The 16,074-nt window shown below is 69.3% G+C and carries 13 protein-coding genes; 3 read left to right on the top strand and 10 right to left on the bottom strand.

The genetic code is table 11. The annotated features are described in order from the left end of the window. Positions 1-34 precede the first annotated feature (34 nt). The 10 genes from ACZZZD_RS07885 to ACZZZD_RS07930 all read right to left on the bottom strand — a co-directional run bounded on the left by ACZZZD_RS07885 (position 35) and on the right by ACZZZD_RS07930 (position 13,041). Positions 35-685 carry an EF-hand domain-containing protein gene (locus tag ACZZZD_RS07885; RefSeq protein WP_463434071.1) on the bottom strand — a complete coding sequence of 217 codons (651 nt, stop codon included), beginning with the start codon at positions 683-685 and terminating at the stop codon, positions 35-37. Between the two features lie 49 nt (positions 686-734). Next, complete coding sequence (locus tag ACZZZD_RS07890; RefSeq protein WP_463434072.1) at positions 735-3,665, bottom strand: bifunctional [glutamine synthetase] adenylyltransferase/[glutamine synthetase]-adenylyl-L-tyrosine phosphorylase; 2,931 nt, start codon at positions 3,663-3,665, stop codon at positions 735-737. Positions 3,666-3,806: 141 nt separating this feature from the next. After that, the gene (locus tag ACZZZD_RS07895; RefSeq protein WP_463434074.1) at positions 3,807-5,225 is read right to left on the bottom strand and encodes a sensor histidine kinase; all 1,419 of its coding nucleotides are present in this window, start codon (positions 5,223-5,225) and stop codon (positions 3,807-3,809) included. Between the two features lie 138 nt (positions 5,226-5,363). Then, positions 5,364-6,035: a response regulator transcription factor gene (locus ACZZZD_RS07900; RefSeq protein WP_425985433.1), complete on the bottom strand. Its 672-nt coding sequence runs from the start codon at positions 6,033-6,035 to the stop codon at positions 5,364-5,366. 85 nt (positions 6,036-6,120) lie between these two features. Further along, the gene (locus ACZZZD_RS07905) at positions 6,121-7,662 is read right to left on the bottom strand and encodes a Do family serine endopeptidase (protein WP_463434078.1); all 1,542 of its coding nucleotides are present in this window, start codon (positions 7,660-7,662) and stop codon (positions 6,121-6,123) included. 107 nt (positions 7,663-7,769) lie between these two features. Beyond that, complete coding sequence (locus ACZZZD_RS07910) at positions 7,770-8,276, bottom strand: cytochrome c-type biogenesis protein (RefSeq protein WP_463434080.1); 507 nt, start codon at positions 8,274-8,276, stop codon at positions 7,770-7,772. Beyond that, positions 8,273-10,261, bottom strand: coding sequence for a heme lyase CcmF/NrfE family subunit (locus ACZZZD_RS07915; RefSeq protein WP_463434082.1), 1,989 nt, complete (start codon positions 10,259-10,261; stop codon positions 8,273-8,275). The genes ACZZZD_RS07910 and ACZZZD_RS07915 overlap by 4 nt, the downstream gene beginning before the upstream one ends. Further along, positions 10,258-10,755, bottom strand: coding sequence for a cytochrome c maturation protein CcmE (gene ccmE / locus ACZZZD_RS07920; RefSeq protein ID WP_463434083.1), 498 nt, complete (start codon positions 10,753-10,755; stop codon positions 10,258-10,260). The genes ACZZZD_RS07915 and ccmE overlap by 4 nt, the downstream gene beginning before the upstream one ends. 70 nt (positions 10,756-10,825) lie before the next feature. Next, complete coding sequence (gene ccmI / locus ACZZZD_RS07925; RefSeq protein WP_463434085.1) at positions 10,826-11,644, bottom strand: c-type cytochrome biogenesis protein CcmI; 819 nt, start codon at positions 11,642-11,644, stop codon at positions 10,826-10,828. A 44-nt stretch (positions 11,645-11,688) separates the two neighbouring features. Continuing rightward, entirely contained in the window at positions 11,689-13,041 is a 1,353-nt protein-coding gene (locus tag ACZZZD_RS07930; protein WP_463434087.1) for a hypothetical protein, read from the bottom strand. 178 nt (positions 13,042-13,219) lie between these two features. On the opposite strand from ACZZZD_RS07930, the gene ACZZZD_RS07935 reads away from it, so the two are divergent. The 3 genes from ACZZZD_RS07935 to ACZZZD_RS07945 are packed head-to-tail and all read left to right on the top strand — an operon-like array spanning position 13,220 to position 16,025. Further along, positions 13,220-14,152, top strand: coding sequence for an ABC transporter ATP-binding protein (locus ACZZZD_RS07935; RefSeq protein ID WP_463434089.1), 933 nt, complete (start codon positions 13,220-13,222; stop codon positions 14,150-14,152). Next, on the top strand, positions 14,149-14,916 hold the full coding sequence (locus tag ACZZZD_RS07940) for an ABC transporter permease (RefSeq protein WP_463434091.1): 768 nt from the start codon (positions 14,149-14,151) through the stop codon (positions 14,914-14,916). The genes ACZZZD_RS07935 and ACZZZD_RS07940 overlap by 4 nt, the downstream gene beginning before the upstream one ends. 41 nt (positions 14,917-14,957) lie before the next feature. Beyond that, entirely contained in the window at positions 14,958-16,025 is a 1,068-nt protein-coding gene (locus ACZZZD_RS07945; RefSeq protein ID WP_463434093.1) for a hypothetical protein, read from the top strand. The last annotated feature ends 49 nt before the right edge of the window (positions 16,026-16,074 follow it).

Below are 16,074 nucleotides of genomic sequence, written 5' to 3' on the forward strand. Positions count from 1 at the left end.
GGTTCGTTCATGACGGCCGACCCCGACACCGTTCTTACTCCGAAGCCGGGGCGGGGGAAGCCAGTTGTTGCGCCGGACGGGCTGCGCGGCGTTCCGCACGCTGGGCCTGACGCTCCGCACGATGGGCGGTCATGGCGGTGCGGCGCTCGTCGGCCGAGATGACGCCGTCGCGGTTGGCGTCCATCTTGTCGAAGCGCTCGCCCAGCTTGGCGGCGACGTCGGAGATCACCACCGGACCGCGTACGCGGCCGGGACCACGCCCTTCGGCGCCCGGACGACCGGGACCGCGCAGGGCGTGACGCGAACCGCCGCGAGGGCCTTCACGATTGCCGGCGCGTTCTGCGCGCGGGCCGCGATCGGGGCGAGCGGCATGGCCGGCGTCGAACTCGGCGCGGCTGATGGAGCCGTCGGCGTTGGCGTCCAGCTTGGCGAAGCGGGCGTCGGCGAGTTCGGCCCGGCGGGCCTGCATGCCGGCCTGACGTTCCTCGACGCTGACCGTGCCGTCGCGGTTCGCATCCAGCGCGGTCAGGCGGGCGACGCGTGTATCGACGAACTCGGCGCGCGTGATCTGGCGGTTCGGTTCGCCGCGCGCTTGATGCGGAGCAGGCGGAACCTGTGCGGTCGCGGCCCCGGCGACGGCGGCCAGCGCGATGACGCTCAAGCCGGTCAGAAAGGTCTTTCTCATCTCGATCATCTCCATGGACCGCGTGGCGCGACCCTTTGACATTGCCCTGTCAGGAGATTGAACGCGGCGCCTCCAAATCTCCGTCGCGGCCCGCAGGAACGGCGCGCTCGAAGGCCTTGCGCGCCCTCGCCCTCAGATCGGTCAGTTCGGTCTTCAGGCTCTCGAAATCTTGAGCGCCCGCCGCCTCGGCCAGACGCAGCTGGACGACGGACGGCTCGGCCTCGGGATCGACCCGCCCCTCGAAGGCGGCGGCCAGCAGGTGCGCCAGACGCTGCTGCACCCGCCAGGCCTCGGCCAGGACCGGATCGTCGTGCAGGGCCTCCAGCGTCGATAACGTCAGAGGTTCACCGATGGCGGCGGCCTGCAGCTGACGGAACTGGGCTGCGAACTCAGCATCCACCTGGCCGCCGGGCGACAGTTTCAGATCCCAGAAGCCATGGGGCCGACGTTCGCGATCCATGAGGCCGCGCATCTTGCGCACATCGGCGGCGATATCGACGCCGGAGCGCGGGCGGCGCAGGGCGGCCTCGATGGCGGCGGACACCTGGGCGCCGAACTTGGCGTCGCTGGCCCACACGACGCGGGCGCGGGTCAGGACCATGAACTCCCAGGTCTCGGCCTCGCGGGCGTAATAGTCGTCGAAGGCTTTCAGGCGCACCGACACCGGCCCCTTGGAGCCGGTAGGCCGCAGCCGCATATCGACCTCGTACAGGCCGCCCTCGGCCGTGTGGGCCGACAAGGCCGCGATCAGCCGCTGGGTGAAACGGGCGTAGAAGACATCGGCGGTCCAGCCCTTGATCGCGGACGCGGCCTCCGGCGGCGCCTCGTAAAGGGTCATCAGGTCCAGGTCGGATCCGGCCGTCATCTCGCGCGATCCGGCCTTGCCCAGGGCCACCACCGCCACCGCGCCGGGCAAGGCGCCGCCCAGCCGTTCCGTCTCGGCCAGGGCCGCCGGCGACAGTGTCCGCATGGCCGCATCGGCCAAGGCGGCATAGGCGCGGCCCGCCGCCTCAGGCCCTGCACGGCCGGTCAGGGCGTGGATGCCGATGCGGAACATCTGTTCGCGGTGCAGGCGGCGCACGGCGTTCATGGCGCCTTCGAAATCCTCGGTCTCGCCGGCTTCGCGCAGGATCTGTTCCGTCAGGCCGGTCTCGGCGGACAGGTCGGCCAGAAAGCGGGCGTCCAGCACCCCGTCCAACGCCGCCGGTTGCCGCCCCAGGGTCCGGGCCAGGCGCGGCGCAAAGGCCATGACCCCCAGCACCATCTCGAACAGTTTGGGCTGGTTCAGGAACAGGGCCTGGACCTGAACCCCGGCAGCCAGGCCCGAGAAGAAGGTCGCGAAACGCCGAAACGCATCGTCTGGCGCGCCGGAGCGCGCCAGGGCCTCCAGCAGGCGCGGGGCAAGGCGGGTGAACAGTTCGCGCCCCCTCGCCGTCCGCGTCGCCGGGATGCGGCCGTGGTGCCAGCTGCGGATGGTGTCGGCGACGGACGGGGCCTCGGAGAAGCCCATGCGGCGCAGGGTCTCCAGCGTCTCGGGATCGTTCTCGACGCCGGTGAAGACCAGGCTGCCGTAGCTGGAATCCAGATCCTCGCCGCCCTCGAACAGCTCGCCGTAGCGGGTGTTGACCCGGACCAGCAGGGCCTCGACATGGGCGTCGAAGGCCGCCAGATCGCCGGAACCGGCCAGCGCGGCGACGGCGGCGCGGCGTTCGCGGTCCTCGGGCAGACGGTGAGTCTGCTCGTCGTCGAGCATCTGCACCCGGTGTTCCAGCCCGCGCAGCTCGACATAGGCGGCCGACAGCTCCTCGCAGACCGCCTGGGGGATATGGTCGGCGTCAGCCAGCGCCTTCAGCGCCTCCAGCGTGCGCTGTTTGCGCAAGCCCGGATCGCGCCCGCCCAGGATCAACTGCTGGGTCTGGGCGTAGAATTCGATCTCGCGGATGCCGCCCCGCCCCAGTTTCAGATTGGCGCCGGCGGCGCGCAGCCCCTCGCCGGTCTTGTGGACGTGGATCTGCTTCTTGATCGACTGGATGTCGAGCACGGCGGCGTAGTCCAGGCTGCGCCGCCAGATGAAGGGGATCATCGCCTTCAGGAACCGGCCCGCCGCCCGCATGTCGCCCAGCACCGGCCGCGCCTTGATGAAGGCCGCCCGCTCCCAGTTCTGACCGACGCTCTCATAGTAGGCCAGGGCCATCGGCCCGGCGACTACCGGCGGGGTCGAGGAGGGGTCGGGCCGCAGCCGCAGATCGACGCGGAAGACGTAGCCGTCGGCCGTCCGCTCGGTCAGCAGAGTGGCGATCCCCTTGCCGACGCGATTGGCGAAATCCTGCATCTCCTCGCCCTCGCGCAGTGCCAGGACCAGCAGGCGCGGCTCGAAGAAGAGGGAGATGTCGATGTCGGAGGAATAGTTCAACTCGTTTGCGCCGTGCTTGCCCATGGCCAGGCCGAACAGGCCGGGGATCGGACCGCGCGGATCTCCGGGGGGCGAGACCAGCCGACCGCGCGCCCTCTGTTCGGCGGCGACGGCGCGCAGGGCGGCGCGGCATGATGCATCGGCGAACTTCGACAAGGCGTCGGTGACCTGATCCAGATCCCAGACGCCGCCCAGATCGGCCAGGGCGGTCAGCAGGTGCAGATCGGCCTTCAGCACTCGCAGCGGGGCGCGGACCTCGTCCGGCTCGGCGTCCAGCGCATCGGTGTCGCGGATGATTTCGGCGAGGCTGGCGGCGGGATCCTGTTCCAGCAGGCGGCGCAGATCGGCGGGGCGACGACGCATCAGTCCGGCGAGATAGGGGGAGCCTCCCACGACCGGGGCCAGAGCGGGCCAGGCGGCGTCGAGGGCGTCGCGCCAGCCATCGGTATCGGCGGCCTCGATCAGGGTTTCCAGCAGGCGGTCGGCTGCTGCCGTGTTGGCGACAGGTCCTGCGGGCTTGATCCCCTGGCCCAATGGGATCGGTGCGGAGGTTGCAGTATCGGCCATTAAATCATCCGCTCATCCCCGCGAAAGCGGGGACCCAGTGCTTTCGCTCGGCAAAGCGTTGGACCACGATCCTGACACACGCCACAAGCCTGACCACCCAAAGAACTGGGTCCCCGCTTTCGCGGGGATGAGCGGAAATTGTTAGTTCTGGACCGCAGGGGGAAGAACTAAGGCCACCCGCAACCCCGGCCCGAAATCACCATAGGCTCCCGGCCCCTCGTCCAGCACCACCCGCCCGCCGTGGGCCTCGGCCACCGCCGTGACCAGCGACAGGCCCAGGCCCGAGCCGGGCTCGGTACGGCTGTTGTCCAGGCGGACGAAGCGCTGGACCACCCGCTCGCGGTCCTCCTCGGGCACGCCCGGTCCTGTGTCGGTGACCGAATATTCGATCTCGCCCGACGATCGCCTGCGCGCGCGCAGCTTCACCGCCCCACCCGCGGGGGTATATTTGATGGCGTTGTCGATCAGGTTGGCCAGGGCCTGGGCCAGGAAGGGTTGGTTGCCCTCGATCATCAGGCCGCGCTCGACCTCGGACGAGAAGTCGATCTCCTTGTCCTCGGCCGCCGGCTCGTACAGTTCGGCCATGTCGGCGGCGAGGTCGGCGGCGTCCATCAGCCTGGGATCCGGCGCGCCGCCCGCTTGCAGCCGCGCGATGGCCAGGACGGTATTGAAGGTCTTCAGCAGATGGTCGGCCTCGTCCAGGGCGATGCCCAGGGCGTCGACGCCGTCGATCTTGCCGGCTTCCGCGTCGATCAGCGCCACCTCCAGCTTGGCCCGCATCCGCGTCAGGGGCGAACGCAGGTCATGGGCGATGGCGTCGCCCGCGTGGCGGATGGAGGACATCGACGCCTCCAGCCGGTCCAGCATGGTGTTGAGCCCCTGGCCCAGTTCGTCCAGTTCGTCGCCGGTGTGGCGGACGGGGGCGCGGACCTTGAGGTCGCCCTCCTGCACCGCCTGCACGACCTGGTTCAGCCCGGCCATGGACTTCTCCACCCGCCGGCTGATGTAGAGACCGCCCGCCAGGCCCAGTAGCATCACCAGCGCCATGGCGCCCCACAGGGCCTGGGTCAGCCGCGCGAGGTATTCCTCAATGTCGCCGATATCCTGACCGACGAACAGATGCTCGCCCCCCGACAGGGTGGTGATCACCCCGATGGAGCGCCGACGCTGGACCTTGCCCTGCGCATCCGTGTCGGTCAGGCGGAAGGTCTCCCAATCGCTGGCGCCGGCGGGCAGGCTGAGGTCGATGTCGATCGGCGATTCGGTGATGTTGCCGGTGATCGTCTTTCCGGCCGCGTCGGTCAGCAGATACAGATACGGCCCGCCCCGGATCGACCGCTCCACCAGCGCCTGGTTCAGGGCATCGACGCCGCGCGTGCGGTGGATCGCCGTCAGGGCGCCCAGTTCGATCTCCACGTCCGCCTTGGCCCGGCCCTGAGCCTCGGACGCCGAGGCGAAATAGACATAGGCCAGGATCGCCCCCGCCGCCGCCACGAACAGCGCCAGGAACAGCAGCGTCAGCCGGAAGGGCGTGCGACGAAGGAGGGAGGGAAGGCGCACTAAAATCCTCCCCCGTTCACGGGGGAGGGGGACCACGAAGTGGTGGAGGGGGCGGCATCAGCGCCGGTGTCTGGGGTCGCCCCCTCCACCGCCGTGCCGGCGGTCCCCCTCCCCCGCGTTGCGGGGGAGGATCTCAAGTCACGCCTCCAACCGATACCCCGCCCCGCGCACGGTCTGCAGCATCGCGCGGTCGAAGCCCTTGTCGATCTTGGAGCGCAGGCGGCTGATGTGGACGTCGATGACGTTGGTCTGAGGGTCGAAATGGTATTCCCAGACCTTCTCCAGCAGCATGGTGCGCGTCACCGACTGGCCGGCGTGGCGCATCAGGAACTCCAGCAGCTGGAACTCGCGCGGCTGAAGGTCGATCTCGGCCGTCCCGCGATGGACGGTGCGGGCGATCAGGTTCATCTCCAGATCGCCGACCTTGAGCACGGTCTGGACCCCGCCGGTCTCGCGCCGCCGGGCCAGAGCCTCGACCCGCGCGATCAGTTCGGCGAAGGCGTAGGGCTTGACCAGATAGTCGTCGGCGCCGGCCTTCAGGCCTGTGACCCGGTCCTCGACCTCGCCCAGGGCCGACAGGAACAGGACCGGCGTCTGATCGCCGCCCTTGCGGACGGTCTCGACCATGCCGACGCCGTCCAGACGCGGCATCATCCGGTCCACCACATAAACGTCGTAGCCGCCCTTTTGCGACTCCAGCAGCCCAAAGGCGCCGTCCACGGCGTGGGTCACCTCATGTCCGGCTTCGGACAGGCCCCTCACCATGGCGGTCGCCGCCTCGGCGTCATCCTCGACCACAAGAATCCGCATCAAAACCCCTCCCGGAATCAAAATCGCCGCCGATGGTAGCGCATCGGCGGCGATAGAGTGAGTTAAGGCTTGGTCAGAATACCGATCAGTTCTTGTCCTGCAGCGGAAGAACGATCGGACTGTTGCCCCGAGGCGTCCGCACCAGAAGCAGAACGCCCGGTCGCCCGGCGCTCTTGACCGCTTCCACCGCACCCTTGAAGTCAGCGGTGGAGCCGACGCTGCGCCCATTGGCCTGGATGATGACCATGCCCGGCTGGAAGCCGAGACGACCGGCGCGAGACTCTTGGCTTACACCGGTGACGACCACTCCTTGAACGCCCTCGGGAATATCGAAACGACTACGCAGAGCCGCGCTGACCGGCGCAATCGTCAGGCCTTCGACCACTTCGCCTGCTGGGGCGCTGGGATTGTTGGGCGTAGCGGATCCTTCGCCGTCATCCGTCGCGGCGGTTTCAAGATTGGCCGGGCGCGTGCCCGCGCGCACATTCACAGTTTGACGACGACCTTCGCGCAGCAGTTCGAGCCGCAGGGTGTCACCAGGCTTCGCTGAGCCTACGGCGCGGGTCAGTTCGCTGGAGCCTTCGATGGCGCGACCATTCAGGTTCACGACGACATCGCCCGGCTGGAGACCCGCACGCGCAGCGGGAGCATCCGGCGTGACCTCGACGACAAATGCGCCTTTGGTGGTCGCAGGAAGGCCAAGGCTTTCCTTATACTCGTCGGTCAGATTGCCGATCTGGACGCCCAGATACCCACGCTCGATAGATTCGCCGCGCATCAGGCGTTCGGTGATCGTCTTGGCCGTATCCGCAGGAATGGCGAAGCCGATGCCGACCGATCCGCCGGTGGGCGAATAGATGGCCGAGTTCACGCCGATGACGCGGCCGTGGATGTCGAAGGTCGGGCCGCCCGAGTTGCCCCGGTTGATGGCGGCGTCGATCTGGATGTAGTCGTTGTAGCCCGACGGATCGATGTCGCGCGCCTTGGCCGAGACGATGCCGGCCGTGGCGGTGCCGCCCAGGCCGAACGGGTTGCCGATGGCGATGACCCAGTCGCCGACACGCGGCTCGGCCGTCTCTTCGAAGCTGACGTATTTGAAGTCGTTACCCTCGACCTTGATCACGGCCAGGTCCGTGCCGGGATCGCGGCCGATCAGGCGGGCCGGCAGTTCGCGGCCGTCCGACATCTTGACCTTGATCTCGGTCGCGTCGGCGACAACGTGGTTGTTGGTGACGATGAAGCCGTCCTGCGAGATGAAGAAGCCAGAGCCGGCGCCCTGGGTCGTCTGCGGCTCATCTCCGCCCTGACCGCCACGACCTTGCGGAGGCACGAACTGGAACGGCAGGCCGGGAATGGTGAAGGCGCCGCCCTGGGGCTGATCGACCTTGACCGTCACGTCGATCTGGACGACCGCGGGCGAAACCTGATCGAAAATTGTCGCGAAACTGCTGGGCGCGCCCGGCGGGGGCGTGAAGGCGTCGCCGTTGGCCGGGACCGGGGTGATGCGGTTGACCGCCTGCGGCTCCGCATGCGCGCCGGGCCAGTTGATGACGCCGCCGGCGGTCGCCGCCGCCGCCAGGGTCAGGCCGGCCGCGGCCCCGAGAATGAACTCCTTGCGCTTCAGCATCGTGGTCCTTGCGATCCTCTGTCCAGCGCCATGCGGGCGCCGGTTTCGCGATTGATACAGGCCGGACGGCGCTTACGCCAATCCCAGCCGCCGATCGTTGATCTCGACTAGCGCCCGTCGTGAGGCGAGGTTGCGTCAGGATCGCGGCGAAGCTTCTCATTTCGTAGAACTTCGTCCAGCCGGCCTTCCTCTTCGGCCGTCAGGGGCGCGGCCTCGACCGGACGGCGGCGCGCGCGCAACATCAGGACGGCGACCGCCGACAGCACCAAGACGAACGGCCCGAACCACAAGAGCCAGGTCCCCGCCCGCACCGGCGGGGTGAACAGCACATAGTCGCCGAACCGCCGCACCAGGTCGTCGCGCACCGCCTGGTCCGAGGCGCCGGCGGCGATCTCCTCGCGGATCAGGCGGCGCATATCGCCGGCGACGCCGGCCGGACTGTCGGCGATGGCCTCGTGCTGGCAGACGACGCAGCGGACGTCCTTGAACAGGGCCTGGGCGCGGGCTTCCTGGGCCGCATCGGGCAAGGGCCGGTCTGGCGCGGCAGGCGGCTCGGCCGCCGTCAGCATCAGCGCCAGGACGGGCGCAGCCAGCAGGATCGCCAGGCGTCTCATGCGGTCTTGCGACGGCGTGCGCCGACCCCGATCCTCAATCGCCGATCCAGCAGGGACAGGACGCCGCCCAGCGCCATGATCATGGGCCCCAGGAAGATCAGTCGCGCCCACGGGTTCCAGTACAGACGCACCACCCAGGCCGGCTGCTGTGGACTGCCCGCCCGTTCGCCGATCACGACATAGACGTCGTCCAGCCCCCGGAAATCCAGCCCGACCTCGGTGGTGGTCTGGCCGCCGGCGGGGAAGAAGCGGCGCTCGGCCGTGACCGTGCTGGCCCGGCCGCGATCATCGGTCGGCCGCACCGTCAGCCGGCCCTGTTCGGCCAGATAATTCGGGCCCTCGACCACGCGGACGTCGTCCAGGGTGACGGTCCAAGGGCCTGCGGACACGCTCTGGCCCAGCGAAAGGGCGCGCGCCGTCTCGGCCTTGAAGCCGGTCTCGACCACCGCCCCCAGGATGAAGACGCCCAGGCCTAAGTGGGCGAAGGTCATGCCGCAGGCGCCCAGCGGCAGGCCTTTCAGACGACGCAGCGTCTCGGCCGCCGAGGCTCGGAACAACCGCGCGCGTTCCGCCACCTCGGCTAGCGATCCCAGGATCAGCCAGGCGCCCAGGCCGATCCCTGCGGCGGCGAACGCCTTCTTCGGCTCCCAAAGGGCATAGGCCGCAAGAGCCGAGACGATGGCCAGGCCCGCCGCTACGGCCAGCCGCTGCATCGCGCCTGGCAGGTCGCCGCGCTTCCACGCCAAAAGCGGCCCAGCCGGCAGGATGATGAAGGCGACCATCATCAGCGGCGTGAAGGTCGCGGCGAAATAGGGCGGGCCGACCGAGATGGTCGCGCCGGACGCGGCCTCCAGGATCAGCGGATACAAGGTGCCCAACAGCACGGTCGCGGCCGCCGCTGTCAGGAACAGATTGTTCAGCACCAGCGCGCCCTCGCGGCTGACCGGTGCGAACAGGCCGCCGCCCTTGAGCTGGGGCGCGCGCCAGGCGAACAGGGCGAAGGCGGCGCCGGCCGTGACGCCCAAAATCGCCAACAGCATCAAGCCCCGCTGCGGATCGACGGCGAAGGCGTGAACGGAGGTCAGCACGCCCGAGCGCACCAGGAAGGCGCCCAGCATGGAGAAGGTGAAGGCCAGCAGGGCCAGGAACACCGTCCAGCCCGCTAGCGCCCCGCGCCGCTCGGTTACGACCGCGCTGTGCAACAGGGCCGCGCCCGCCAGCCAAGGCATGAAGCTGGCATTCTCGACCGGATCCCAGAACCACCAGCCGCCCCAGCCCAGCTCGTAATAGGCCCAGAACGACCCGAGCGTGATGCCGACGGTCAGAAAGGCCCAGCTGGCCAGCGCCCAGGGCCGCACCCAACGTCCCCAGGCCGGCCAGAAGGCCGTCTGCGCCCGCCCTTCGATCAGAGCTGCGACCGCCAGGGAGAAGCAGACGGAAAAGCCGACGTAACCTGCGTAGAGCAGCGGCGGATGCACGGCCAGGGCCGGATCCTGCAACAGCGGGTTCAGCGACGCCCCCTGGAACGGCGCGGGATCCAGGCGTGTGAAGGGGCTGGAGGTGAAGACGGCGAAGGCCAGGAACAGCGATCCCAGCGCGCCCTGCACCGCTACGGCTGAAGCCTTCAACCCGAACGGCAGGCCGCGCGCGCGGGCCAGCGCCCCGCCGAAGACCGTCAACACCAGGCACCACAACAGCAGCGACCCCTCGTGACTGCCCCAAGCGCCGGCGACCTTGTAGAGCATAGGCTTGTCGGTATGGCTGTTGGCCGCGACGTTGGAGACCGAGAAGTCGGACACGACGAAGGCGTAGATCAGCGCCGCGAAACTGAGCGCCACCGCGCCCGCCGCCGCCAGCGCCGCGCCTTGCGCCGCGCCAGCCAACACCGGACTGCGTCTCGCGCGCCCGGCAGCCGACAGGCCCGTCTGCAGCATCGACAGCGCCAGAGCCAGCGCCAGGGCGAAGGCCCCAAGCTCAGCGATCATAGGGGAACGGTCTTGCTGGCTGCGGCGGCCGTCGTCGGCGCCGCATCCGGCCGCCACTCGCCCTTTTCCTTCAGCCGGTCGGAGACCTCGCGCGGCATATAGTTCTCGTCGTGCTTGGCCAGGACCTGGCTGGCATGGAAGGTGCGGTCGGCGCCGAAGGCCCCTTGCGCCACGATCCCCTGCCCTTCGCGGAACAGGTCGGGCAGGTCGCCGTGATAGACGACGCGCGTCACGCCCACATTGTCGGTGACGGAGAAGGCCACCACGCCGTCGCCGGATTTCTGAACACTGCCGACCTCGACCAGACCGCCCAGACGGATGTTGCGTCCCTCGGGCGCCTTGTCGGCGGTGGCCTCGGACGGGGAATAGAAGAAGGTCACGCTGTCCTGCATCGCCCACAACGACAGGCCGACCGCCAGCGCCAGGATCGGCGCGACGGCGGCGACGACCCACAGGCGACGACGCGCCTTCGGCGATTTGGGCAGCCAGCTCATGCGACGGACGTTCCGGGTTCGGAGGGCGGATTGGCGGCATATACCGCCGTCGTGGCGCGCGACCAACGCGTCATTGCGCGCCGTCCTTCGGCAGTCGCCGCCCCAGGTCCAGACGACGCGGGTCGGCCGGGTGGAGCGCGGCGATCAGCGGCGTCCACAGGGTGCGCGCCGATGCGCCGTCGCCCCGCCGCAGGGCCGCCTCGCCCAGGAAGAAGCGCGCGCCCAGCTGATCCGGATCCAGTTTCAGCGCCTCGCGGAAGGCGGCCTCGGCGTCGCCGCCGATCTGGTCGTCATTGGCCACCACCAGGCTTTCGCCCAGTCGCGCCCAGGCCTGGGCGTCCTTGGGGTCGAGGGCGATCAGCCTACGGAAGGCCGACGCCGCGCCCAGAGGATCGCCGGCCGCATAACGCGCTGCCCCCAGCATGGCCAGCGCCTGGCGATCCTGGGGCCGTTCGCGCACGACCCGCGCCGTCACGGCGGCGAGTTGCGCCGGCTCCAGCCCCTCCAGGTTCGCCGCCCAGTCGTCGACGCGCCGCTCATAGGCCTGATCGGGCAGTCCGGGCGATCCGGTGAAGACATAGAGGCCCAGCGCGCCGGCGACCGTCACGGCGATCCCCCCCAGCACCCAGAACCGATCCTTAGGCCCAACCACGGGGGTCGCGGTCGTCGTCATGGCCAAAAGCCGTCGCCCCGCCTCGGCCCGCGCGCCCGCATAGGCCGCGTCGTCCAGCAGGCCGCGCGCCTTCAGCCGATCCAGCTCCTCGATCTCGCGCGAGCCGGCCTGGGTCTCGGCCCCCGCGGCCGGATCGGCGCCGCGCCGTGCGCCGGTCAGCACCAGCAGGGCGGCCAGAGCCGCCGCCGGTCCCGTCATCATCCAGAAGGCGATCATGCTAGCCCTCTAACCCATCCGCGAACGCCGGGCGAGGCGTCGTTTCAGCCCAAGCGCGCCATTTCCGCCGACGCTGCGCGCCGCCGCACGGCCCGCGCCGCCTCTAGCGCCTCGATCAGGGTCAGGAACCGCGCCGCCACCCCAACCAGGCGCAGGACATGGTCGGGATCCTCGACCTCGCCGTCCGCCGCGCTGTCCAGCGCTTCATTGGCCCAGGTGGTGAGGTAGTCGGTCAGTTCGGTCTTTAATGCCGAACGATCGGCCTCGCAGCCGAAGGTGTTGGCCGCCCCACGCAAGGCCGCGACCGCCGCCAGCAGAGCCGCCGCCGCCTCGATCGGTTCGCCGTCGCTGGGCGCCTCCAGCCACGGACACAGCCGGGTCATGCGTCCGGTGATCGTTCGCCGCTTCATCGGCAGGGCCGCATGGACCGCCGCCGAAGTGGATTTCATCAGGCCCGACAACTGACCCGAGACCTGGACCCGCGCCATCCGAGCGGTCTTGCCCCAGCTGGAATCTGGCCGGATCTGCAGGCTCATGTCCATCTCGGCCAGAACCCCGGCGCACCAGGTCACGTCGTCCACGACGCCCAGCATGGTCGCCTCGCCCAGCGACGACCGCACCGCGGCGATGCGCCGAACCCGCGCCTGGACCGAGGTCAGCAGCCGTTCGACGAAGACGCCCATTTCCGAATGGCTGAGGGTCGCCTCGCGGTCGGCCAGACGGCTGGTGCGCGTCACGACCCGCAACATCCGCTCGGCGTCGGCCACATGGGCGAACAGGATGTCGATCATCCGCCGCCCGCCGTCTGGCGACATGACCAGACAGTCCTGGATCAGCAGCCGTAGCCCCGCCAGTTGATTGTCGTCGGGCCTTTCCAGCCAGACCGGCAGGCGCGGCAGGGCGCCGCGCGCCAGGGGTGTCAGATCGAAACAGCCGGCAAGTTCGACTGGCGTCGCGGGCGGCTCGCCCTCCGGCGGGCGCTGGAACTCGGGCCAGACCTCGCGCGGCCGGTCGCGCAGCACTGCGGCCGCCTTGGCGCACAGCCGGTCGGCGGCCAGGGTCCATTCGCCGTCGATGGTGACGGCGCCGTCCAGCAAGGGCAGGAAAGCCTCTTCACCCTGAACTGCATGACGCCATACGCGCGCCAGAACCCGAGGGGGAAAGGTCAGGGCTGGCGCCCCGTCCGCACGGGGATGAAACAGGGGCAGAAGGGGGCCGAAAGCGGTGCCGCGACGCGCCCGGTCGCGCGCCTCATCCGCCACGATGATCGCCAGTTCCGTCGCCTTGTCGCCGTTCAAGGCCGCCACGGCCGCCCCCAGCGTCGCCAGCGACTTGTCGGGACAGGCCTGAACGACCGCCGTCAGGGCGGCGCGGTGGACGGCGGACAGGGACGACACGAAAGCTCCCGCCAACGAAGGGACAGCCTGCACCGTGCGGCAATCCGGTTAACAACGACTTGGCGCCCCTTGAGCCGCGCGGCCCTTGCGTCGGGCACCCCCTTGAGTCGTGCGCAAGGCACGCCATATTGCCGCCACACCCGGTCGGCGTCGCCGCGCTCGCCGGAAAGGAACGCCCATGCCCGTAATCGAGATCGACGGCCTGACCAAGACGTACAAGTCGGGGCTTCAGGCGCTGAAGCGTATCGACCTGACCATCGAGAAGGGCGAGATTTTCGCCCTCCTGGGTCCGAACGGCGCCGGCAAGACCACCCTGATCTCCATCGTCTGCGGCATCGTCACGCCGACGACGGGGACGGTGGTCGCCGACGGTCATGATATCCAGAAAGATTTCCGCGCCGCCCGCACCAAGATCGGCCTGGTGCCGCAGGAACTGACCACCGACGCCTTCGAGACGGTGCTGGCCACCGTCACCTTCAGCCGGGGCCTGTTCGGCAAGGCGCCGAACCCCGCCTTCATCGAAAGCGTGCTGAGGGACCTGTCATTGTGGGACAAGCGCGACGCCAAGATCATGACCCTGTCGGGCGGCATGAAGCGCCGGGTGATGATCGCCAAGGCCCTCAGCCACGAGCCGGACATCCTGTTCCTGGATGAGCCGACCGCCGGGGTCGATGTCGAGCTGCGTCGCGACATGTGGGCGATGGTCAGGAAGCTGCGCGAGCGCGGCGTCACCATCATCCTGACCACCCACTATATCGAGGAGGCCGAGGAGATGGCCGACCGGGTGGGCGTGATCCTGAAGGGCGAACTGATCCTGGTCGAGGAAAAGTCGGCCCTGATGAAGAAGCTGGGCAAGAAGACCCTGACGCTGAACCTGATCGAGCCGCTGACCGCCCTGCCCGCCGACCTGTCCGATTGGGACCTGACGTTGAAGAACGACGGGGGTGAGCTGGAATACAGCTTCGACGCGAACGCCGACTACACGGGCGTGCCGTCGCTGATCCGGCGGCTTGAGGCGCTGAACATCGGCTTCAAGGACCTGAACACCCGCCAGAGCTCGCTGGAAGACATCTTCGTCAGCCTGGTCCACCAGAACGGAGCCGCCGCATGACCTTCAATGCTTTCGGCGTCTGGGCCATCTATCGCTTCGAAATGGCGCGCGCCCTGCGCACCCTGTGGCAGAGCGTGGTTACGCCCGTCATTACCACCGCCCTGTATTTTGTCGTCTTCGGCGGCGCCATCGGCAGTCGGATGCAGGAGGTGGACGGCGTGCCCTACGGCGCCTTCATCGTGCCCGGCCTGATCATGCTCAGCCTGTTCACCCAGTCTATTTTTAATGCGTCATTCGGCATCTACTTCCCCAAGTTCACGGGCACTATCTACGAGATCCTGTCTGCGCCGGTGTCGTCGCTTGAGATCGTGTTGGCCTACGTCGGGGCGGCGGCGACCAAGTCGGCGGTGCTGGGCCTGATCATCCTGGCGACGGCGGCCTTCTTCGTGCCGCTGCAAATTCTGCATCCGATCTGGATGATGGCCTTTTTGATCCTGATCTCGGTGACCTTCAGCCTGTTCGGCTTCATCATCGGGGTCTGGGCCAACGGGTTCGAACAGCTTCAGATGATCCCGATGCTGATCGTCACGCCCCTGACCTTCCTGGGCGGCGCCTTCTATTCCATCGACATGCTGCCCGACGGCTGGCGCACGGTGACCCTGTTCAATCCGGTGGTCTATCTGATCTCGGGCTTCCGCTGGGCCTTCTATGGTCAGGGCGATGTCGCGATCGGCGTCAGCGTGGCGGCGACCCTGGGCTTCTTCGCCGTCTGCCTTGCCATCGTCATGTGGATGTTCAAGACCGGCTATCGGCTCAAGAACTGATCCGTCACGAAACGGGCCAGATCGCCAGCGAATGGAATAGAATGTCCGACGACCAGAAGACCCCGCCCGAGCCCTTCGCCCGCAAGCCGGTGACGTGGGGACGCATGCCCGCGACGACCTTCCACGTCGGACCGGTGCCGATCGCGCCCAATCCGCTGGACCGCATCCCCAATCCGCCGCCGCGCAAGCCCTCGCCGCAACAGCAGCAAGCCTCGATCCAGACCCAGAGCCTGGCCTCCGGCGTGGCGCCCGCCAAGGGTCAGGCGGCGGCCCCGAGCCGAGCGCCCGCGCAGCCCAGGCCGCCGCGTCCGCAGACCGGAAGCATCCTGGGCGGATCGCTGATCCCGACCGCGCGTCCGGCCCAAGCGCCGACGCCCCAGCCCGAAACGCCCCAGCCCGCTCCGCAAGCCGCGCCCTTGCCCGACGCCGACCTGACCGTGCGTCCTCTGCCGACGTCGCGGGCCGCGCCTGCACCCACGCCGAAGCCGGCCGAGACGGCGCCGGTCGCGGCCAAACCCGTCGTCGCGCCGCCGGTCGCGTCCAAACCTGCCGTTGAAACGCCTGCGCCTCAAGTGACGCCCAGCTTCGCTCGCGCGCCGGCCAAGCCCTCGCGCCTGCCGCTTTATGTCGGCGCGGGCGTCGCCGCCCTGCTGGTGATCAGCGGCGGCGTTTGGTTCGCCATGCGTCCCGCCTCCACGCCGGCCCCGGCCGCCGCCGTGGTCCCCGAGGCGCCGCTGACAACGCCGCCGGCCGAGACGGTCCCGACGGGCGCAGCCCCTGTCGTTCAGGCTGAAACGCCGACGCCCGCGACAGCCGCACCCGCCCCGGCCCCTGTCCAGGCGCCGACCGCGACCCCCCCGGCCGCCCGCACGACGACGCCTGCAACGCGGACAGCCCAGCCTCGACCGACGACCGTCGCGCCACGCCCTCAGACGCCAGCTGCCACGACGGCTCAGACCGCCGCATCCGCCCCGGCCCCGACGCCTGCCCCGACAGTCCAGACCGAGCCGCTGGTCGTCGTGCCCCCGACGCCGGCCCCGACCGCCGCACGTCCTGCGGCCAGCGATCCCGACGCCCCGGTCGTGACCCGGCCGCAACCGCTGGACTGATCCGAAAGATCGCGCGCCTCGGCAGGTGACGAAGCGGCCTTCAGCCCCT

The organism is Brevundimonas sp. AC546 (assembly GCF_979258305.1).